The sequence below is a fragment of the Salegentibacter maritimus genome (genome assembly GCF_016236975.1).
Lineage (GTDB): Bacteria > Bacteroidota > Bacteroidia > Flavobacteriales > Flavobacteriaceae > Salegentibacter > Salegentibacter maritimus.
This window is the reverse complement of sequence record NZ_JAEHNY010000003.1, coordinates 152,179-174,515: the sequence shown is the minus strand read 5'-3', so window position 1 is coordinate 174,515 and position 22,337 is coordinate 152,179. Positions and strand designations below refer to the sequence as shown.

The 22,337-nt window shown below is 37.6% G+C and carries 18 protein-coding genes; all 18 read left to right on the top strand.

Going from position 1 to position 22,337, the window contains the following annotated elements:
• Positions 1 to 20 precede the first annotated feature (20 nt).
• Positions 21 to 7,166: a T9SS outer membrane translocon Sov/SprA gene (gene sov, locus I6U50_RS04410; protein WP_449619073.1), complete on the top strand. Its 7,146-nt coding sequence runs from the start codon at positions 21 to 23 to the stop codon at positions 7,164 to 7,166.
• Positions 7,167 to 7,228: 62 nt separating this feature from the next.
• Positions 7,229 to 7,609 carry a glycine cleavage system protein GcvH gene (gcvH, locus tag I6U50_RS04405; RefSeq protein ID WP_193711381.1) on the top strand — a complete coding sequence of 127 codons (381 nt, stop codon included), beginning with the start codon at positions 7,229 to 7,231 and terminating at the stop codon, positions 7,607 to 7,609.
• Complete coding sequence (locus I6U50_RS04400; RefSeq protein ID WP_193711380.1) at positions 7,581 to 8,003, top strand: VanZ family protein; 423 nt, start codon at positions 7,581 to 7,583, stop codon at positions 8,001 to 8,003. The genes gcvH and I6U50_RS04400 overlap by 29 nt, the downstream gene beginning before the upstream one ends.
• 44 nt (positions 8,004 to 8,047) lie before the next feature.
• Positions 8,048 to 8,770, top strand: a complete 723-nt coding sequence (locus I6U50_RS04395; RefSeq protein ID WP_193711379.1) for an energy transducer TonB — start codon at positions 8,048 to 8,050, stop codon at positions 8,768 to 8,770.
• Between the two features lie 122 nt (positions 8,771 to 8,892).
• Positions 8,893 to 10,995, top strand: a complete 2,103-nt coding sequence (locus I6U50_RS04390; RefSeq protein WP_198637988.1) for a gliding motility protein RemB — start codon at positions 8,893 to 8,895, stop codon at positions 10,993 to 10,995.
• Between the two features lie 161 nt (positions 10,996 to 11,156).
• A complete protein-coding gene (cyoE, locus tag I6U50_RS04385) occupies positions 11,157 to 12,059 on the top strand; it encodes a heme o synthase (protein WP_198627342.1) in 903 nt (300 codons plus the stop codon).
• Entirely contained in the window at positions 12,050 to 12,631 is a 582-nt protein-coding gene (locus I6U50_RS04380; RefSeq protein ID WP_193711376.1) for a cytochrome c oxidase subunit 3, read from the top strand. Before cyoE ends, I6U50_RS04380 begins: the two co-directional genes overlap by 10 nt.
• A gap of 47 nt (positions 12,632 to 12,678) precedes the next feature.
• Positions 12,679 to 13,659 (top strand): cytochrome c oxidase subunit 3, encoded by a 981-nt coding sequence (locus tag I6U50_RS04375; protein ID WP_193711375.1) that lies wholly within the window; start codon positions 12,679 to 12,681, stop codon positions 13,657 to 13,659.
• Positions 13,660 to 13,677: 18 nt separating this feature from the next.
• Positions 13,678 to 14,040: a cytochrome C oxidase subunit IV family protein gene (locus I6U50_RS04370; RefSeq protein ID WP_193711374.1), complete on the top strand. Its 363-nt coding sequence runs from the start codon at positions 13,678 to 13,680 to the stop codon at positions 14,038 to 14,040.
• 87 nt (positions 14,041 to 14,127) lie between these two features.
• Positions 14,128 to 14,772, top strand: coding sequence for a hypothetical protein (locus tag I6U50_RS04365; RefSeq protein ID WP_193711373.1), 645 nt, complete (start codon positions 14,128 to 14,130; stop codon positions 14,770 to 14,772).
• Positions 14,773 to 14,774: 2 nt separating this feature from the next.
• Positions 14,775 to 15,512 (top strand): SCO family protein, encoded by a 738-nt coding sequence (locus I6U50_RS04360; protein WP_198637987.1) that lies wholly within the window; start codon positions 14,775 to 14,777, stop codon positions 15,510 to 15,512.
• A complete protein-coding gene (locus tag I6U50_RS04355) occupies positions 15,509 to 16,048 on the top strand; it encodes a DUF420 domain-containing protein (protein WP_198637986.1) in 540 nt (179 codons plus the stop codon). The genes I6U50_RS04360 and I6U50_RS04355 overlap by 4 nt, the downstream gene beginning before the upstream one ends.
• 94 nt (positions 16,049 to 16,142) lie before the next feature.
• Complete coding sequence (locus tag I6U50_RS04350; RefSeq protein ID WP_198637985.1) at positions 16,143 to 16,376, top strand: hypothetical protein; 234 nt, start codon at positions 16,143 to 16,145, stop codon at positions 16,374 to 16,376.
• Between the two features lie 104 nt (positions 16,377 to 16,480).
• The gene (locus I6U50_RS04345) at positions 16,481 to 17,182 is read left to right on the top strand and encodes an ABC transporter ATP-binding protein (RefSeq protein WP_193711369.1); all 702 of its coding nucleotides are present in this window, start codon (positions 16,481 to 16,483) and stop codon (positions 17,180 to 17,182) included.
• Entirely contained in the window at positions 17,175 to 18,422 is a 1,248-nt protein-coding gene (locus tag I6U50_RS04340) for an ABC transporter permease (RefSeq protein ID WP_198637984.1), read from the top strand. The genes I6U50_RS04345 and I6U50_RS04340 overlap by 8 nt, the downstream gene beginning before the upstream one ends.
• A 1-nt stretch (position 18,423) precedes the next feature.
• Complete coding sequence (locus tag I6U50_RS04335) at positions 18,424 to 19,689, top strand: ABC transporter permease (protein ID WP_198637983.1); 1,266 nt, start codon at positions 18,424 to 18,426, stop codon at positions 19,687 to 19,689.
• 27 nt (positions 19,690 to 19,716) lie between these two features.
• Positions 19,717 to 20,835: an efflux RND transporter periplasmic adaptor subunit gene (locus tag I6U50_RS04330; protein WP_198637982.1), complete on the top strand. Its 1,119-nt coding sequence runs from the start codon at positions 19,717 to 19,719 to the stop codon at positions 20,833 to 20,835.
• A gap of 62 nt (positions 20,836 to 20,897) precedes the next feature.
• On the top strand, positions 20,898 to 22,337 hold the full coding sequence (locus I6U50_RS04325; RefSeq protein WP_198637981.1) for a TolC family protein: 1,440 nt from the start codon (positions 20,898 to 20,900) through the stop codon (positions 22,335 to 22,337).

The window sequence follows — 22,337 nt, the reverse complement described above, 5'->3', positions numbered from 1 at the left end:
TGAGGTACAATTACTTGAAATTGTCAACTTCGGTTAGACTCAGCTTGTTGTTGTCATTGATAATTTCATTGAGTTCCAATGCACAAGAAACCCCTCAGGATACAACTGACACGGGGTACACTCTTAGTGAAATTTCCCTGCCAGATTCACAGCTTATTTCATCTTTTTATGAATACGATCCTATTCTGGACCGTTATATTTACCGGGAAAAATTAGGGGATATAGATCTTTCAATTCCGCTTATTTTAACTCCTCAGGAGTATGAAAATCTTGTGCTGGATGAAGAAATGCGCAATTATTTTAAGCAGAAGATAGATGCGCAAGCAGGTCGAAAAGAAGGTTCCGAAGAAATACAACGAGATTTATTGCCCGATTTTTATGTTAACAATAACTTCTTTGAAAGTATTTTTGGGGGTTCAGAAATTAATATTGTTCCGCAGGGAACCGTAGAAATGGATCTCGGGTTGCTTTATACCAAACAGGATAACCCGGCTTTTTCCCCAAGAAATAGAAGTAATCTCACTTTTGATTTTGATCAGAGAATAAGCCTTAGTCTTTTAGGGCAGGTTGGGGAGCGTTTGCAAATTACTGCTAATTATGATACTCAGTCTACCTTCGATTTTCAAAATCAATTAAAACTTGAATATACTCCTACTGAAGATGATATAGTGCGAAAGATAGAAGTAGGTAATGTGAATATGCCGCTCAACAATGCTTTAATGCAGGGTGCACAAAGTTTATTTGGGTTTAAAACCGAATTGCAGTTTGGGAAAACCAGGATTACGGGGGTGTTTTCTGAACAAAAATCAGAGCGTCGTACTGTAAATGTTGAAGGGGGTGCTGCCGTGGAAGAATTTGAAAAATTTGCCCTGGATTACGATCAGGATAGACACTTCTTCCTCGCTCATTATTTTAGGGATCATTATGATGAAGCCCTCAAAGATTATCCGTTTATCAACGCAAATATTCAAATTAAAAGAGTTCAGGTTTGGGTAACTAATCGAACCAATAATGTTCAAAACCTTACCGATACCCGAAATATTGTAGGGATTCAAGATCTTGGAGAAACCAATATCTCCGGAAACATCGGACTTAACAACGTGCCTGCCGGATTTTTTAACCAACCGGCTGGAAGCTTTCCAGATAATGCCAATAACGATTTCAATCCTTTTGGGATAGATGGTTCGGCCCAATCGGTTTTAACTCCGGCTATTCGCGATGTGGCTACGGTAGATAATGGCTTTGGAGGGGTGCAGGTTTCAGAAGGTTTGGATTACGTAAAACTGGAAAATGCACGGCAATTACAACCTAATGAATATAACTTAAATCCTCAATTAGGATACATATCTTTAAATCAGAGATTAAGCAACGACGAAATTCTAGCGGTTGCATTCCAATATACTGTAAATGGTGAAGTTTATCAGGTAGGGGAGTTTGCTAACGACGGGGTAAATGCCACGGGAGATAATAATCCTGCACAAAACCCGGGTGGCGAGCCCGGTGCAAACCAACGGGTAAACCAAAACCTTGTGGTAAAAATGCTTAAAAGCACCATTACCAATGTAGATGAGCCAGTGTGGGATTTAATGATGAAGAATATTTATAGTCTTGGTGCGTATCAGTTAGAGCGGGACGATTTTAGGTTGAATATTCTGTATACAGATCCGCAGCCTTTAAATTATATAAAGCCTGCAGGAGATGGAGCAGTGGCCCTCCCGGAAGATGTCACCGAAACGTCTTTGCTTCGTGTGTTTAATTTAGATAAACTTAATAATAACAACGACCCCATAAACGGTGGCGATGGTTTCTTTGATTATGTGCCCGGTTTAACAATAGATCCACAAAGTGGGAATATTATTTTTACTACGGTAGAACCTTTTGGGAAACATTTGTTTGATAAATTAGATAATTCGCCAAACTCCGGAACCGAAGATTATAATATTCCCGAAACCTGGAATGCTAACCAGCAAAAATATGTTTTTAGGTCTTTATACCGAACCACAAAGACTCAGGCTGAGCAGGAAGATGCCGATAAAAATAAATTTCAGTTAAAAGGGAGGTATAAATCGGGGGAAGTTGAAGGAATACCAATTGGTTTTAATCTTCCGCCCGGATCGGTTACCGTAACTGCAGGTGGAAGGGTCTTGCAGGAAGGGGTAGATTATGTGGTAAATTACGAGTTGGGAAGAGTGCAAATTCTGGATGAGGCTTTATTGGCTTCAGATATTCCTATTCAGGTAAATACCGAAAATAATGCTTTGTTTGGGCAACAAACCAAACGTTTTACAGGTATAAATGTAGAACATCAGTTTAATGAAAATTTTTTGGTAGGAGCAACGTTTTTAAATCTAAAAGAACGGCCACTTACCCAAAAAGCGAATTATAGTTATGAGCCTATAAACAATTCTATTTTTGGTTTCAATATAAATTATTCTACTGAAGTTCCTTTGTTTACCAGGCTGGTGAATAAATTGCCAAATGTAGATACCGATGTCCCCTCTAATTTTTCTGTTACCGGGGAGTTTGCATACCTGCAACCAGGAGCACCCGCAGTTAACGACTTTCAGGGAGAGGCGACAACTTATATAGACGATTTTGAAGCTTCACAAACTACCATAGATATTAGCTCTCCCCTTAGCTGGGAGTTAAGTAGTGTGCCCCTTGGTTTTGGTGGCGAACTAGCTAATGGCGATGCTAAGGTAGGCTATAGACGTGCAAGTTTGGCCTGGTATACCATAGATCCTATATTTTATAGCAGTAGACGGCCAGACGGAATTACAGATAACGATATTTCAAATTACGCCACAAGAAGGGTAGCACTCAGTGAGATATTCCCAAATACCGATGTAGTGCAGGGGCAACCCCAGGTGGTATATACTATGGACCTGGCTTATTTCCCAACCGAGCGTGGTCCTTACAATTTTAATCCCCTGGCAACACAGGGAGACTTGCCAAATCCTTCTCAAAATTTTGGAGGAATAATGCGTGGAATAAACATCACGAATTTTGAGCAGAGCAATGTTGAGTTTATAGAGTTTTGGGTGATGGACCCTTATATTTATGCTGAAAATAATGGCAATTCTGGCGGAACTATCAATTTTAATTTAGGGAATATTTCTGAAGATGTTTTAAAAGATGGTAGAAAGCAATTTGAAAATGGCTTGCCGGCCAGTGGTGGATCGGAGAATACCATAGAAACACAGGTGGCCAAAGTTCCTGCAGACCAATCTTTAATCTATGCGTTTAATACTGAAGGCGAAGAGCGTCGAAATCAGGATGTAGGTTACGATGGGCTTTCAGATGAACAGGAAGCCGCGAAATTTCCTGAGTTTAGTAATTTCCCTGATCCTGCAGTCGATAACTACGAGTATTTTTTAAATACCACTGGAGATATTGTTAGCCGTTACAAAAGGTATAATGGTCCCGACGGAAATTCACCGCCGGAAGTTGGGAATACCAATAGGGGAAACACCACTTTGCCTACTACAGAAGATGTAAATCGTGATAACACGATGAATACCATAGATAGTTATTTTGAGTATGAAATACCATTTTTTCCAGGTATGGGTGTTGAAAATAATCAATATATAACCGACGAAAAAGAACTTACTACTACCCTTAGAAATGGAAACGAACTACCCGTGCGCTGGCTTCAGTTTAAAATACCAATATACGAGCCAACAGATGCTAAAGGGGGAATTGCAGATTATAGGTCTATACGGTTTATGAGAATGTTCCTTAGTGGGTTTGAAGAGAAGACCTTATTGCGTTTTGGAACTATGGAGCTGGTGCGTGGAGACTATAGACGGTATAATCGTGGTTTGAGGGATAGAAGTGTACTTCCTGAAAATCAGAATACCCTTTTTGAAGTTTCAGCGGTAAATATTGAAGAAAATGAAAACCGGGAGCCCATACCTTATGTGTTGCCTCCGGGGGTGATTAGAGAAGAACTTTTTGAGAATAATACTAATATTAGGCAAAATGAACAATCTCTTTCCCTTAGGGTTTGTGATCTAGAGCCACAAGATTCCAGGGCGGTCTATAAGAACTTTCAGCTGGATATGCGGCAATATAAAAAACTGGAAATGTTTTTGCACGCCGAATCTTTACCGAACAAGACGCCTTTAAAGGACGGCCAATTGGTTGCTTTTATTAGAATGGGAACCGATTTTACCGATAATTACTATCAGATTGAAGTGCCTTTAAGCCCTACTGTTTTTGGAGCCACGACAGCCGAAGAAATTTGGCCTGAAGGTAATAGAATGGAATTGCCTTTAGATTTATTGCAACGTGTAAAAACCAGTGTGCTTGGCGACCCTGCTTTAAATGCCGGCAAATTAAACTTCTTTTCAGAAAGCCTGGAGCTGGTAGATGAAGAAGATCCGTATGAAATGGATAAGCTTCGTCTAGGTATAAAAGGAAATCCTAGTTTTGGAAATGTTAGGGTGCTAATGTTAGGACTAAAAAATGGGACGCCGACCAGTGGGGTACAGGATTTGTGTGGAGAAGTTTGGTTTAATGAGTTAAGGCTTTCAGATCTTGATAATGAAGGAGGCTGGGCAACCATAATTAATATGGATACAAACCTGGCCGATTTTGCAACGCTGGCCGCTACGGGTAGAAAAAGCACCGTAGGCTTTGGAACCATAGAGCAGGGGCCAAATCAGCGAAGCAGGGAAAATTCGCAGCAGTACGATGTTGTTACCAATATTAATGTTGGCCAATTGCTTCCGGAAAAATGGGGAGTTAAAATTCCTTTTAATTACAGTAGGGGCGAGGAGCTGGTTACACCAAAATTTGATCAGGAATTTTTGGATTTAGAATTGGAAACCCGCCTGGCCGATATTGTAGATCCAGCAGAAAGAGAGCGCGTAAAAAAACAATCTCAAACCTATACAAAACGCCAAAGTATAAATGTTATTGGCTTGCGAAAAGAACGTACGGGCGAAGCAAAGCCTATGCCCTATGATATTGAAAACTTTGCTTTTACAACTTCTTACAATCAGGTAGATCACAGGGATTTTGAAATAGAAGAATCTTTAAGTCAGAATGTACGTGCAGGGGCTACTTACGAGTTTAACTTCGAGCCTAAACAATTAGAGCCTTTTAAAAATATTTCGGCATTAGATAGTAGCGATTATTATTCTTTGGTAAAAGATTTTAATGTGAATTTATTGCCGTCTAACATAAATGCAAGTTCTACCATTTTAAGACAGTACAACGAGCAGAAATTTAGATCGCTGGAGCTTTCAGATGAAGATTTAGGAATTCCTACCCTTTACCAGCGAAATTATTTGTTTAACTGGGAGTATGGTATAAACTACAACCTTACAAATTCATTAAATTTTGCTTTTAATGCCTCAAATAATAGAATTGTTAGAAACTACATAGACGAAGAAGGTTTTGCCGATAACACTATTGGGGTTTGGGATAATTTTTTCAGCATAGGTACTCCAGATTTACATTACCAAAATTTACAGGTAAATTATGACCTTCCTTTTGATAAAATTCCGGTACTGGATTTTATAAATGCAACATACTCCTATACGGGTGATTTTCAATGGCAACGTGGTTCCCGTATTTACGAAAACCTGGAAAATATTCCTGATATAGGGAATAGTGTGCAAAACTCGAGTTCCCATCAAATAAATGCCAATCTTGATATGGAGTCTTTGTATTCTTATTTAGGGCTTGAAAAGAAAGAAGGCAGGGGTAACAAGACCATAAAGCAGCGTAGTGCAGGTGTGCCTACTTTAGATGGGGCGCCTCAAGATAGACAGGCCGGGCAGAATGCTGAAGTGGTTAAAAAAACAAGTAAAGGCTTTAATACTTTTGTAGATTTTGTAACGGTGTTAAGTAGGTTGCAAATAAACTATAGGCAAAATGAAGGTACTTTTCTTCCCGGCTATACCCCTAGTGTTGGCTTTATGGGAACTTTACGACCCAGTGCCGGTTTTGCTTTTGGTTGGCAGGACGAAATTAGATACAATGCTGCTAGAAGAGGTTGGTTAACCTTATTCCAAAATTTTAATCAGCAGTATTCTACTTTAAAGAGCGAGCAATTAGATGTGCAGGCTTCCCTTGATATTATCCCAGACCTTACTGTAGATGTTAGTGCGAGTAGGAATTATTCAGAAAATTATTCAGAAAATTATAGGGTAAATCCAACTACGCTTGAATATATTCCCTTAACACCATATAATTATGGGAACTTTAATATTTCTACAATTCTTATAAAAACTGCATTCAATCAATCTAACGAGCAATCTTCAGCAACATTTGAAAACTTTAGGGAAAATCGTTTGACCATTGCAAGAAGAATAGCCAGGGAACGTGGTTTAGATCCTAACGATGTAGATGAAGATGGTTTTCCAAAGGGAATAGGAAAAAAAAGCCAGGCTGTTTTGCTTCCTGCTTTTGTTTCAGCTTACGCGGGTAAAGATCCTGAAGATGTTAAATTAGGTGCATTTAGGGATATGCCTTTGCCAAATTGGAATCTAAAGTATACCGGGTTAATGCGTATTGGTTGGTTTAGGGATAAATTTAGAAGGTTTTCAATAAATCACGGTTACCAATCCAATCATACTATTAACCAGTTTCAAACCAATTTAGATTATGACCCGGATAACGAATTTGATACTAACCAGGCAGGGGATTTTAAAAGCCCTATGTTGTATTCAAATATTGTTTTAACTGAATTGTTTACACCATTATTTCGGTTAGACCTGGAAACTAAAAATGCCATTCAATTGTTGGCCGAAGTTAGGAAAGACCGAATGCTTTCTTTAAGCTTTGATAATAACCTGCTTACTGAAACTACCGGAAATGAATATATTTTTGGCGCAGGCTACAGAATAAAGGATCTAAAAATCGCAACTGGCCTTGGTGGGCGAAATAGAATTTTAAGCAGCGACCTTAACTTTAAAGCTGATGTTTCTTTTAGAAGGAATAAAAGTATTATTAGGTACCTTGATTTGGAAACCAGCCAGGTGATTGCCGGGCAGGATATTTGGCGCCTTAATTTTACTACAGATTATGCCATTTCCAGCAACTTAACAGCCATATTTTATTATGAGCATAATTTCTCTGAATACGCTGTTTCTACCGCTTTCCCGCAAACAACTATAAGATCGGGGATTACACTTAGATATAATTTTGGAAATTAATTGAGCCTTGTTTGAAGTATTGCTTTAAAAAATTAACTTTGCTCCAATATAAAATAGAACCAATGAATATTCCACAAGATTTAAAGTATACCAAAGATCACGAATGGATCAGGGTAGAAGGTGATACTGTTACAATAGGTATTACAGATTTCGCTCAAAGCGAATTGGGAGACATCGTTTATGTAGAAGTAGAAACCCTGGATGAGACCCTTGATAAAGAAGAGGTGTTTGGTACTGTAGAAGCGGTAAAGACCGTTTCAGACCTGTATTTGCCAATTTCTGGAGAGATTATTGAATTTAATGAAAGTCTTGAAGACGAGCCTGAAAAAGTGAATTCAGACCCTTACGGAGAAGGTTGGATGATTAAAGTGAAATTTTCTGATGAATCTCAGTTGGAAGAACTTTTAAGCGCAGATGCTTATAAAGAAATTCTTGGTAACTAGAATTGCTTTATTTGTAGCTTGTTCCTACACAGTTTTACTAACGGTTTCGTCTTTGGTGAAACTTGGTAAAATTAGCGTTGGAAGTTTTAATCCTACAGATAAACTTTTACACCTTGTAGCTTATTTTGGGTTATTGGTATTGTGGAAGGTATATTTTATGTTGAAAAATAAACCTAAGAATACTTATAAGAGTAACCTTTTTAAAATTGCAGGCCTTGCAGTGCTGTTTGGTATGTTAATTGAGCTTTTACAAGGAGTGCTCACCAGTTATCGTCAACCAGATTGGTTTGATATTTTGGCTAATACCACTGGTGTTTTGCTTGCTGTTATTATCTTTCTTTTCTTTGAAAGAAGTCTAAAAAGGTTAAATAGCAAGATTAATTTAGTTTTTTAGAAAAAATATTTATTTTAGCAATCCTTATTAATCAATAACCAATTATGGAACCAAAGAAAAATCCAAAAGCCGATTTAAAGAGAAAGAGCGTGCTGTTTCTCCAATTGGGGCTTGTCCTGGTCCTATTAATTACCTGGCGTGCTATTGAATGGAAGACTTATGACAAGGAAGCCATTGATACCGGCCAGTTAAGTATGGACGATTTAGACGATGAAGAAATCCCAATTACCGAGATGCAGAATACACCTCCGCCACCACCTCCGCCGCCTCCAGCGCCAGAGATTATTGAGGTTGTAGAGGATGAAGAAGAGGTTGAGGAAGATGAGATTGAATCTACTGAAACAAATCTTGAAGAGATTGTTGAAGTAGAGGAAGTTGTTGAGGCTCCTGTAGAAGAAGAAGTGGCAGATGTACCTTTTGCTGTTATTGAAGATGTGCCAATTTTCCCAGGTTGTGAAAACCTGAAAAATAATGAAGAGCGCAAACAATGTATGAGTAAAAAAATCAGTCAGTTTGTAAACCGTAACTTTGATACAGATCTTGGTGCAGAGCTAGGTCTTTCGGGTGTAAATAGAGTGATTGTTCAGTTTAAAATTGATGAAAAGGGAAATATTACTAACGTAATGTCTCGTGCACCGCACCCAAGATTAGAACGTGAGGCTGCAAGAGTAATTAATAAATTACCGAAAATGCAACCAGGGAAACAAAGAGGAAAAGCGGTTGGAGTTATGTACTCGCTACCTATTGTATTCCAGGTACAGGACTAAATAAAGTTTTTTTTGATATTGAATCCCGGGCTTGTTCCCGGGATTTTTTTGTTTATACCGGTTTACTCTATCCAAAAAAATGTATATTTCCAGAGTTTAACCAACCTTTCTTCAATTTGAGTATGAAGAGCTATTTGTTTCTTCTGGTTTTATTAATTATAAATAATTTTAAATTCCAGGCTCAAAGCAATGTTCAGCGCTTTCCTGAATTTCCGCAATGCTCCACCGTAGATTTTGAAAATAAAGAAGCTTGCTTTAAGAATACTTTGCGCGAGTTTATCCTTGCTAATTATACCGTTCCTTCTAAAGTGATTGATGAGGATTATAGGGGAGAGGTGAAGGTGGTTTTTGAAGTTGATAAATTTGGTGCTTTTCAGGTACTTTATTTAGATGCGGCCTACGTTGAGTTGAAAGAAGAGATGCAGCGTGTTTTTAATATGCTTCCTACAATACAGCCGGCTACTTACAACGCCAGGCCTGTTTTTGCTCAGTTTAGAATGCCGGTTAAAATTCCACTATCTTTAAACCTGGAACAATTTCAACAGGCTTATAAAGGGAATCATAAAAGCGAATCGGTATTATTTCAGACTGATAATGACATTGATAATGAATATGATGAAATTCAACCCGGCAAATTTACACGGCCTACATATGAGAGCCAGATAAATATCCCGCTTTCTCATGAGTATTATAGTCGTTTTGATGCTGAATTTAATAGGATTGGCGTCAATACACATGCTGCTTCAAAACCGTTACTTTTTTCTGAGGTTTCTAAGTGTTATAATTTCAAAAAGGAAGAAGATACTCAGCTTAAGAAGGTAAATTCATGGTTAGGTCGCAAATTGCTTAATGAGCATCTGGCGCAATTTCAAACCGAAGATTATTGGTTTACTTTAGATTTTGCTTTAGATCTTCAGTTAGGTAAAGATTTTCAGCAAAAAGACTTCGATTTTACCTATAATAATACCCGGGCGCTAGTTTTTCAGGGTGGGTTAGGTAAGAAGCTTAATTTTTACACCGTTGCTTACGAGAATCAAGGTAGGTTTGCCGACTATTATAATCGTTTTGCAGAATCTTTAAGGCCAGATGGGGGAGATCCTGCTATAATTCCCGGTAGAGGTATTGCTAAACCTTTTATGGATGAAGGTTATGATTATCCTGTAGCCGAAGGATACTTGTCTTACACGCCCAATAAATTTTTTAATTTGCAGTTTGGGCACGGCAAGAATTTTATAGGGGATGGCTATAGGTCGCTTTTAATGAGCGATAATGCTTCGCCTTATCCATATTTTAAACTGAATACTACATTTTGGAAGCTGAAATATACCAATACCTGGATGTCTTTGCGAGATGTGCGGCCAGAAGTTACGGCCAGTGGTTCTTTTAGGACAAAATATATGGCAAGTCATTATTTAAGCTATAATGTTACCAAAAGGCTTAATATTGGTTTGTTTGAATCTGTGGTTTGGGAAAATGATAACAACCGGGGCTTCGATTTAAATTATTTGAACCCGGTAATTTTTTATAGGGCTATTGAGTTTTCTACCGGTGCCAGGGGTGGAAATGCTATTATTGGGCTTTCTTCAAAATATAAGTTTTCAAACACTATAAACGCGTATGGCCAATTTGTAATAGACGAATTTTCTACTTCCGATGTATTCGGAGGGCAGCAAAGCTGGAAGAATAAACTTGGTTACCAACTGGGGGTCAAATATTTTGATGCGTTTAAGGTGCCGGGGCTTTATCTTCAGCTTGAATATAACCAGGTGCGTCCTTATACATATTCGCATAATACCGGAGTTTTAAATTACGGCCATAATAACCAATCTATGGCTCATTTATGGGGTGCTAATTTTAGGGAAATACTTGCTATTGCTCGTTATAAGAAAAACAGGTGGTATGGAAATGCTAAAGTGATTTATGGTAAACGCGGTTTCGACTATACCGATGCGCAGGCTTATGGTGGTGATATTTATAGTAGTGAACGGCAACGTCCGTTTGATGTTGGAGTGAAAGTTGGCCAGGGAAATACCACTAAATCTTTGTTTGGTAGTATTGAAGCCGGTTATATTGTGAATCCGGCAACGAATTTAAAATTATACGGGAGCTTTATATATCGTTCTTTTAATCCTCGTTTAGATACAGCTTCTTATTTTGACAATACCACAAGTTGGTTAAACTTTGGTATAAGAACCGATATTTTTAACTGGTACTACGATTATTAAAACCTGATTTCTCTTGTAAATCTAAACTTACTATCGGAAGTTCTCAGTGATAATTATCTTTCAATATTTTAGCAAATCCCTAAGTGCTTAAAATTAACATTTTTGCCCCCTTGCCAAAACCTAATTAAGGAGTATCTTTGCGCCAATTTAAAAAACTATTTTTGAGCAGCACCGGCGTACATACTTCCTCGGCTTCTATCGTAACAGACTTTAAAGAGATTACCAAAGTAAGGCTTGCTGTAAGCGTTGTTTTTTCATCGGTAGCAGGATATTTTTTAGGAGCCGATAATATAGATTTTGTGACCGTTTTCCTTTTGGCTGTTGGTGGTTACTTTATGGTTGGAGCGTCAAATGCCTATAACCAGATTATAGAGCGTAATTTAGACGCCCTTATGGATCGTACTAAAAATCGTCCTATTCCGGGTGGAAGAATGTCGGTAAGTACTGCTTTTTTAATTGCCAGTGTTTTTACTATTTGCGGACTTGTAGTCTTATATATTATTAACCCAAAGACTGCGATGTTTGGAGCAATAAGTATTTTTATATATGTAAGTGTTTATACGCCTCTTAAGACTAAAACCCCATTATCTGTATTTGTAGGAGCTATTCCCGGGGCAATTCCTTTTATGTTGGGTTGGGTTGCTGCTACCGGAGATTTTAGTATAGAGCCGGGTACTTTGTTTATGATTCAATTTTTTTGGCAGTTTCCGCATTTTTGGGCAATTGGTTGGTGGTTGTACGACGACTATAAAAAAGGTGGCTTTTTTATGTTGCCTACCGGAAAGCGGGATAAGGGAACGGCTATACAGATTATTCTTTATTCAGTATGGACTGTTTTAGTGTCATTAGTTCCGGTATTTGGGGTTACAGATAAACTTTTTCTAACTCCCGTCGCAGGTGTCGTTATTCTTTTACTTGGTTTGGGAATGCTGTATTATGCGATAAGGTTGTATAAAGAAAAAACTGCCCAGGCCGCAAAAAAGTTAATGTTTGCGAGTGTATCTTATATTACGCTGCTACAAATTGTATATGTTTTAGATAAATTTATAAGACAATGGATTTAACTCAAGGTGAAGAAAAACATAAATATGACAGGGCTAAGAAAATGATGCTCTGGTTTGGGATAATAAGCATGATCATGACCTTTGGTGGATTAACAAGTGCTTATGTTGTGAGTAAAACAAGGCCAGATTGGCTAACAGAATTCGAATTGCCATCTGCTTTTTTTTGGAGTACCCTTGTAATAGTTTTGAGTAGTATTACGTTTATTCTGGCAAAACAAAGCATTTTGTCTGGAAACCGAAGAAATGCCTCGGCGATGTTGATTGGCACCCTGGTGTTGGCTGTGCTGTTTATGGTGCTGCAATTTAATGGGTTTTCTGAGATTATAGCTAAAGGCTATTACTTTACCGGAAGCGAAAGTAGTATTACCACTTCTTTTATTTATGTGCTTGTTTTAGTGCATTTAGTGCATTTGGCTGTAGGTGTAATCACGCTTTTAGTGGTAATTTATAACCATTTTAAACAAAGATATAAAAAAGGTCAAATGCTTGGTATTGAGCTAGGTGGCACTTTTTGGCATTTTCTTGATCTTATGTGGATATACCTGTTTGTATTTTTATATTTCTTTAAATAATAAAATTGCGTATTTTTGCGCAATACTTAAAAATTAAAAACTCTTCTATGGAAGCTACTGTTGTTAGAACAGGCACCGAAGGTAAAACCTGGGGTGGTGGAAATGAGCCTTTAAAAGCTAGCTATGGCAAAATGATGATGTGGTTTTTCATCGTTTCTGATGCACTTACCTTCTCTGGTTTTCTTGCAGCTTATGGATTTTCCCGATTTAAATTTATGGACTCTTGGCCAATTGCCGATGAAGTTTTTAATCACTTTCCTTTTTTACATGGTGTAGACGCTCCAATGTATTATGTGGCGTTAATGACCTTTATTCTTATCTTCTCGTCAGTAACTATGGTTTTGGCAGTAGATGCTGGTCATCAACTCAAGAAAGGAAAAGTTACATTTTATATGTTTCTTACTATTATTGGTGGTGTTATTTTCCTTGGTTCTCAAGCCTGGGAATGGAAAAACTTTATCAATGGTACTTATGGTGCTGTTTATACAGAAGGTGGTAATATACTGCAGTTTGTAGATAGTGAGGGCCATCGTGTAGCACTTTCTGATGTAGCTGCTTCTCAGGCTTCACCCAGAGTAGAGCATGAGGCGAGAAACGGGGTTTGGTTTGAGAGCGAAAAATCTTTGCCATCTTACTCTATAGAAGAAGTGAAAGCAGGCTTTGGAGAAAATTCAGATCTTCTTATAAGAACACAAATAATGAACGAAGAGGGTGAGAAAACCATTCTCTCTCGTGAGGAATCTATTGCCAAGTTAAACAGTGAAGCTGTAGGTGTAATAGAGGGAGCTAACCTTACCCGTAATGAATATGGCCCGCCATTGTTTGCAGACTTCTTTTTCTTTATTACCGGTTTCCATGGTTTTCACGTATTTACAGGAGTGCTTATTAACATTATAATTTTCTTTAATGTTATTTTGGGTACTTACGAGCGTAGAAAGAATTACGAGATGGTAGAAAAGGTTGGTCTTTACTGGCACTTTGTGGATTTAGTTTGGGTATTTGTTTTTACATTCTTTTACCTGGTTTAATTTTAGAAATAAATAAAAATGGCACACGATACAGCACATCAACACGAATCTAACACAAAAAGGATTTGGACGGTATTTGTAATACTTTCCATAGTTACAATTGTTGAAGTTGTTCTGGGGATTTTTAAACCCGAATTTCTAACAGATACTTCTTTTTTGAGCATGTCGCTCCTAAACTGGATTTTTATTATCCTAACTATATATAAAGCCTATTATATTGCCTGGTCTTTTATGCATTTAGAAGGAGAAACTAAAGGTTTGCGAAGAGCTATAGTATGGACGGCAGTTTTTCTTATTAGCTACCTTATATTTATCCTTTTAACCGAAGGGGATTATATTTATGAGGTCTTTAATAATGGTTATGTATCCTGGGATTTCTAGGACAAAGAACTTAAAAGTTAAAAAAGTACAGAAAGGCGGTTTTGTTAAACCGTCTTTTTATTTTTGTGCCACTTTTAAATATAGGATATGAAAAAGTTTTTTGTGCTTTTGGTACTCTTTGCATTACCTATTATTGCTTATATGTTTTTTGCTTCAGGGCAAAATAACTTTGCGAAATTGCCTGTTTTAACCGAAGAGGTTAATGACGTTTCTGAATTTCAGGATCTGGAAGGAAACACAGTTACTTTCAAAGATAAAATTAGTATCGTTGCTTTTTTTGGTGAAAAGCTCGATGACTTAAAAGGGAATACCTTTAATCTTGATCAAAAAATACTCGAGAAATACTACGAATTCGACGATTTTCAATTTATTGTAGTGCTTCCCGAGGTAGCGCGTGAAGAGGCCAGGAAATTTAAAGAAGAATTCAGCGGTATTTCAGAAACTCAAAAATGGAGGTTTGTTTTTGGTACACCTAAGGCTATAAAAGAAACCTTTAATAGCTTTAAGACTCCGCATACCCTACAAGGCACTTATACTCCCTATGTTTTTATTGTGGATAAAGAATTTAATTTAAGAGGCAGGGATGACGATGAAGATTTTGGAAAAGTTTATGGATACGATTCAAGGTCTGTTGCAGAATTAAGCGATAAAATGAATGATGATGTTAAAGTGATTCTTGCTGAATATAGGTTAGCTTTAAAAAAGAATAACGCCGATAGAGAAAATAATTAAAAATGAAGAGAAAATATTCTTACATAGGCCTTTCCCTAACTATTTTGATCTTTGGGATTATTTTTATTCCTAAAATTGTAAGTACTATTGCCGGGGATGAAGTGGTGAAGGCCGATAGGTTAAATGTGAAGGGCGCAGACAAGACATCTAATAACAGTAAACCCTTAACTTATATAGAGGTTAACGGTAAAAAGAAAAAAGCACCAGATTTTCAATTGATAAATCAGGACGGAGATACCATAACCAATAAAGATTACCTGGGGAAGGTATATGTGGCGGAGTTCTTTTTTACTACCTGCCCTACAATTTGTCCAATAATGAACCAAAATTTGGTTGAAATTCAGGAAGAATTTAAAAATAAAAATGATTTCGGAATTGCTTCCTTTTCTATAGATCCCAAACATGATACCCCTGAGGTTTTAAAATCTTATGCAGAAAACTATGGGATAAATCATCCTAATTGGAATTTATTGACCGGCGAAAGAGAAGCTATTTATGGGCTTGCCAATGGTGGTTTTAATATTTATGCAGGAGAAAATAGTGAAGTTCCCGGTGGTTTTGCCCATCAGGGCTTGTTTGCCTTGGTAGATAAGGAGGGTTATATTAGATCGCGACTGGATAGGTTTGGAAATCCTATAATTTATTATCGTGGATCTGTAGAAAGGAATAAATCTGTAGTAGAGGGTGAGGAAGAGCCTCAAATTGATATTTTAATCGAAGATATTAAAAAGCTATTGTGAAAAGAACACTAACAAAAGTAGATAAAATCGCAGTACCGGTAATAATTGGTTTATCTATATTGGTTCCAGCCCTGGTACTTGTCTTAATGTATTTGCCTGAACGCTATAATATATTTGGCATCCAGGCAGGCACTTTCCCATTTTTCCATGCGGTATTAAATGGGTCTACCGCCATTCTGTTAATGCTGGGGTATTTCTTTATGAATATTAAAGAGTATAAGCTACATCGTAATGTTATGATTACTGCTTTTGTGCTTTCAGCTATATTTTTGGTGAGCTATGTGATCTCAAAAATAAGTAATGATCCTGTCCCGTATGGCGGCGAGGGTATTTTGCGACCTGTGTATTTCTTTATTCTTATTACGCATATTGTACTTTCGGCTATTATTGTACCATTAGTACTTTTTACAATGTACAGAGGTTTAACAGGAGAATATGAAAAGCACGCAAAAATTGCCCGATGGACGTTCCCTATTTGGCTTTATGTAGCAATTACAGGGGTATTGGTATATATTTTTATGTTTCCCTATTATTAGTAGTCTATCTTCTTCTTGAAGAAATTAAGTCTTAACAGCTGTACTAAACAGTTGTTTGTGAAAATTCTTAAATTTGTAGTCTGAAATTACCATTATGAAACTTAAGTTTTTAATTTTTATCTTCCTGCTAATTCTAGTGCCCGAGATGGCCAATGCACAATGTTCTATGTGTCGTGCGGTTCTTGAAAGTGATACCGACCAAAGCGCAGCTAAAGGTATTAATAATGGTATCCTTTACCTTATGGCATTTCCATATTTATTGGTTGGTGCTTTAGGTTTTTTTATCTACCGATCTAGAAAAAAGGCTAAGAAAATTCAGAAAGTTTAAGAAAGCCTAATTTTTTTTCTTAAAAATATTGTAACTTTTTCATTGTGATAGAGTCTTATTGGTAACGCTTTTTCTAAAAGTTAGTAACCCGTAATTTTATTTCAATGATAGAGATTAGAGATCTTCATAAGTCTTATAAGATGGGTAGCAGTTCGCTACACGTTTTAAAAGGGATTAATTTTAGCGTTGCCGAAGGAGAACTCGTTTCTATTATGGGGTCGTCTGGATCTGGCAAATCTACTTTTCTAAATATTTTAGGGATGTTAGATGAATTAGATGAAGGCTCTTATACCCTGGATGGCGTACCTATTAAAAATCTTAATGAAAAGATAGCTGCTCGTTACCGTAATAAATTTCTGGGTTTTATTTTCCAGTCATTTAATCTTATTTCTTATAAAAGTGCTTTAGATAATGTGGCTCTGCCTTTGTATTATCAGGGGATTAATCGGGGCGAGCGCATGGAAAAGGCGATGGCTTATCTGGAAAAGGTGGGTCTTGCTGATTGGAGTGGTCATTTACCGAATGAATTGTCTGGAGGTCAAAAACAGCGGGTTGCTATTGCAAGAGCGCTGGCCAGCGATCCAAAGGTGCTTTTAGCCGATGAACCTACCGGGGCATTAGATTCAAAAACATCTTATGAAGTAATGAACCTAATCCAGGAAATTAACGATGAGGGTCGAACCATACTTGTGGTTACCCACGAGCCCGATATTGCTGCCATGACCAAGAGGATCGTTAATTTAAAAGATGGTAAGATAATCCAGGACACCAGGGTTAAACAAATAAGAGCACTGGAAAATGTTTGATTTAGAACGTTGGGAAGAGATTTTTGATACCATTCGTAAAAATAAATTACGAACCTTTTTAACTGGCCTTTCGGTAGCTTCAGGGATTTTTATTCTAGTAATTCTTTTGGGAATTGGGGAGGGGATGCGAAACGGTATTTCCCAGGAATTCAAAAGAGATGCTGCTAACATTATTTATGTCTACACAGGTGTTACCTCGAAAGAATACAAGGGGCTAAATCCCGGTAGGAGAATTCAAATGAAGAATGAAGACTTCAACTATGCCTCATTAAAACATCAGGATGATTTAGAGTATAAATCTTCTATTTTTAGAATTTGGAACGGTATAGTTAACTACGGGAAGGAGTCGGGCTCTTATCGGGTAGAAGGGGTTTATCCAGATTATCAATTTCTTGAAAATAGTGGGATGGTAGAAGGCCGTTTTCTCAATTATAAAGATTATCATAATTATGAGAAAGTTTTAGTGGTAGGCAATAAGGTTAGGAACGATCTTTTTAAAGACAATAAGCAACCAATAGGGGAGTATATTCAGATTTCAGGTGTAAATTTTAAGGTTATTGGAGTGTATACCGATCCTGGTGGAGAAAGGGAAGAGAGTCGCGTGTTTATGCCCCTTTCTACCGCACAACGTGTATTTGGAGGTGCGAATAATATTGCCAATATGGCTTTTACGTTGCAGCCGGAAGAGAGTTTTGAAAAGGCACTTGCTGCTTCCAGTAGTTTTTCGGCAGATATAGAAAATCAATTAAAAGAAACTCATACCATAGCCCCAGATGACGAAAGTGCTGTTAGTATTAATAACTCCCTGGAAAATGCCAAGCGTTTTTACGATTTAATGGATATGATAAAATTTTTCTTTTGGGGGGTGGGGATCTGTACCATAATTGCCGGGGTGGTGGGCGTAAGTAACATTATGCTAATTATAGTAAAAGAAAGAACCCGGGAAATAGGGATCAGAAAAGCCCTGGGGGCAGAGCCGCTCTCTATTGTGGGAATGGTTTTGCACGAGTCTATTTTTGTAACTGCAATAGCCGGTTTTGTGGGTTTGATAGCCAGTTTGCTATTGCTGGAGTTTGTTGGCCCGCTTATAGAAACTCCCTACATTGCTAATCCTGCCGTTAATTTTAATGTAGCACTTACCACCGTTTTTATCTTGATACTTGCCGGTGCCATAGCAGGGTTTTTTCCTGCCTGGAGGGCTGCGAGAATTAAACCCATTGTAGCACTAAGAGACGAATAGTATGTTTAGCAGGGATAAATGGAGTGAAATAATTGAAGCATTAAGCTCTAACTGGTTTAGAACAATCCTTACCGCATTTGGCGTAATGTGGGGTATTTTTATCCTTGTAATTTTATTGGCGGCAGGAAAGGGACTTGAAAATGGTGTAAAAAAAGGTTTTGGGGGCATAGCTACAAATACCATGTTTATGTGGACGCAAACAGCCTCTAAACCTTATAAAGGTTTGCCTAAAGGAAGAAGGTACAATTTTAAAACAGCAGATATAGAAGCGCTTAGAGAGAATGTTCCTGGTCTTAGATTTATTTCTCCAAGGAATCAATTAGGTGGTTTTGGGGGAAATAACAATGTAGTTAGAGGTCTTCAAACCGGTGCTTTTAATGTCTATGGCGATTATCCTGAGATTATTCAACAGGAGCCCATGGATATTACTTCCGGAAGGTTTATAAACTATTTAGATATTCAGGAGAAGCGTAAAGTAGCCATTATTGGAGAAGGCGTAAAACGGGAACTTTATGAGAAAGATGAAGAAGTTTTAGGTACTTATCTTAAAATTAATGGAGTAAATTTTATGGTAATTGGAACCTACAAGAAAAAAGGTGGTGGAGGCGGAAACGTAGAAGAAGCTCAAAAACAGATCTATGTTCCATTTACAGCTTTTTCCCAGGCTTTTAATATGGGAGATACCGTAGGTTGGATGGCGATTACCGCAAATGATGAAAACTCTATTACCAGTTTAAAATCCAGCATTTTAGATCTTATAAAAACCAGGCATTCAATTCACCCTGAAGATGACAGAGCGGTAGGGAACTTCGATTTATATGAAGAGTTTAATAGGGTAAACGGTTTGTTTGTAGCACTTAAGGCAGTGGCCTACTTTGTAGGTGTTTTGGTGTTGCTCTCCGGTATAATAGGAATTAGCAATATTATGCTAATTGTAGTGAAAGAGAGAACGAATGAAATTGGAGTGAGACGTGCTCTTGGTGCCACTCCATGGTCAATAAGGGGGCAAATCTTAATGGAGTCTATTTTTCTGACTATTATTTCGGGAATGGCCGGTATTATTTTCGCTACCGGAATAATTGCGGCAGTAAATTATGCTTTAAGTGGAATGGATACTTCCGAAATGATGTTTGCAAACCCAAGTGTAGATTTAGGAGTTGTACTTACTGCCCTTGCTATTTTGGTATGTTCAGGTTTGTTGGCAGGGCTTATTCCGGCTCAAAATGCAATTAAAATAAAGCCTGTAGATGCGTTAAGAACTGAGTAAAGAAAAGAAGATAAATACAATCAAAAAATGAAAAAAACAGTTACCATTTCAATTTTAGTATTGATCGCCGTGGTTTTTGTCGGGGCATTATACTATTTGTTTCAGAAAAACCAGGAAGATCCCAGGGTTTATGAAACCGAACAGGCTTATGTAGAGACCATTGTTAAAAAAACCGTAGCTACCGGTAATATCGTACCCAAGGAAGAAGTGCTTATAAAACCTAATATTTCCGGGATTATAGATGAAATATACATTGAGGCCGGAGAAAAGGTGAAAGCTGGAGACCTTATCGCAAAAATAAGGGTTATTCCAAATGTAAATTCATTGCAAAGTGCAAAAGATGCGGTAGCTACAGCTAAAATCAATTTAGATAATGAGAAAAAATCATTTGAGAGGCAGAAATCCTTATTTGAAAAAGGTGTGATTTCTCAAAACGATTTCGATAATGCCGAAGCCAACTATAAAAGAATGCAGCAAAATTACCGTTCTGCTCAACAAAACTTTGAAATTGTACAAACAGGAACTACCAGTGGTATAGGGAGTGCGGCTAATACACTTATACGCTCCACGGTAGACGGAATGGTACTTGACGTTCCTGTAAAAGTAGGGAACCAGGTAATTGAAAGTAATAATTTTAATGACGGTACTACTCTGGCTACTCTGGCCGATGTGAACGAAATGATTTTTGAGGGGAAAGTTGATGAAAGCGAAGTAGGTAAAATTAAAGAAGGTTTGCCTTTAGAAGTAACAGTAGGTGCTATAGAGAATAAAACTTTTAATGCTGTTTTGGATTATATAGCCCCAAAAGGTGTAGATGAAAATGGAGCCATTCAGTTTGAGATAAAAGGAACCCTAAATAAAGCCGATACGACTTTTATTAGAGCCGGTTTAAGTGCCAATGCTTCCATTATTTTAGATAGGGCAGATGAGGTTTTGGCCATTAAAGAAGCACTTGTTCAATTCGATCCTAAAACTCAGGATCCTTTCGTGGAAGTAGAGACCGGAGATCAGCAATTTGAAAGAAGGGATTTGACGTTGGGAATTAGTGATGGGATTCAGGTAGAGGTGAAAGAAGGAATTTCTGAAGACGATAAGATTAAGGTTTGGAACAAGGTGCAACCCGGACCTGAATTCGCCGGAAAATAGATTTTTACTTCAAAATGTAACAAGTTAAGAATTTCGCAGACTCATCAACCACAATCCCGATTATGAAAAAATATAACTTATTAGTCATACTGTTATTTTCTGGTTTATTTGTAAAAGCTCAGGAAAATAACAAATGGACACTTCAGGAATGCGTAAACTACGCATTAGAGAATAATATTTCAGTAAAACAAAGCGAGCTGGATGTAGAACTTGCCGAATTAGGAAAAAAAGATGCGTTTGGTAACTTCCTGCCCAATGTAAATGCTTCGGCTACCAATTCCTGGAATACAGGGCTTACACAAAATGTAACCACCGGGGTGTTACAAACCCAGACTACCCGAAACTTTTCTGCGGGGATTACCGCCAGTCTAAACCTTTTTGACGGGCTAAGAAACTTCAAGCAATTACAACGGGCAAAAATTTCTAAATTGGCCAGCCAGTATGCGCTTGATAAAATGAAGGACGATATTACCCTTTTTGTTGCAGATGCCTATTTACAAGTGCTTTTTAATAAACAGAACCTGGAGATTCTTAAAATGCAAAACGAGGTTACCCGTGAGCAAATGCAGCGCACAGAAGAACTGGTAGAAGCCGGTTCTTTGCCTAAAGGCGATCTTCTTGAAATTGAAGCTACTTTTGCCGATGAGAAACAGCGTATAATTGTGGCTCAAAACAATATTAGAATTTCACTTATTAGTTTAGCACAAACGCTGCTAATAAAAGATTACGAGAATTTTGATATCGTAGAATCGGGTTACGATATTTTTGGAACCGAAATTTTAGACAATTCGGTAGAAGATATAGTAGAGCGGGCCAAAGAAGAAAGGTCTGAAATTAAGATTGCAGAAGCTAATAAGGAAATAGCCCAAAAAGATGTAGAAATTGCTAAAGGAGCTTACTACCCAAGTGTGGGCGCCTTCTTTAATTATAATACCCGTGAATCTGGTCAGGGAAGAGTTGTAGGGGCAGAAGTAGATCCCAACGATCCTACTCGTGAAATAGGGGTAGTTGAAAGCACCGGGGATATTGTAGTTGCTCCCAATGTTTTAACAACTATTGGAAGTCCTTTGCCGTTTTTTGAGCAATTACAGCGCAACGATGGTATAAGTTATGGTGTTCAGGTTAGTGTGCCAATTTTTAATGGCTTAGCTACAAGAAACCAAGTTAGAAGAAGCCAGGTAAATGCAAAACGGGCCGAGTATCAATTAGAGCAGGCCGAATTAGATCTTGAAGCGAATGTGTATCAGGCGTATGTAGATGCCGAAGGAGCTTTTGAGGCTTATGAAGCTTCTTTGGTTGCAGCATATGCACAAGAACAGGCTTTTGAATACTCTACACAGCGTTTTGATGTAGGGATTTCTAATGCCTTTGAGTTTAGCCAGGCAAAATTAAGGTATGAAAATGCACAAAGTGAAGTGCTTAGAACCAAATACGATTATATTTTTAAACTAAAAGTACTTGAACTATATTTTGGAGTACCGGTGACCGATCTTAAATTTTAA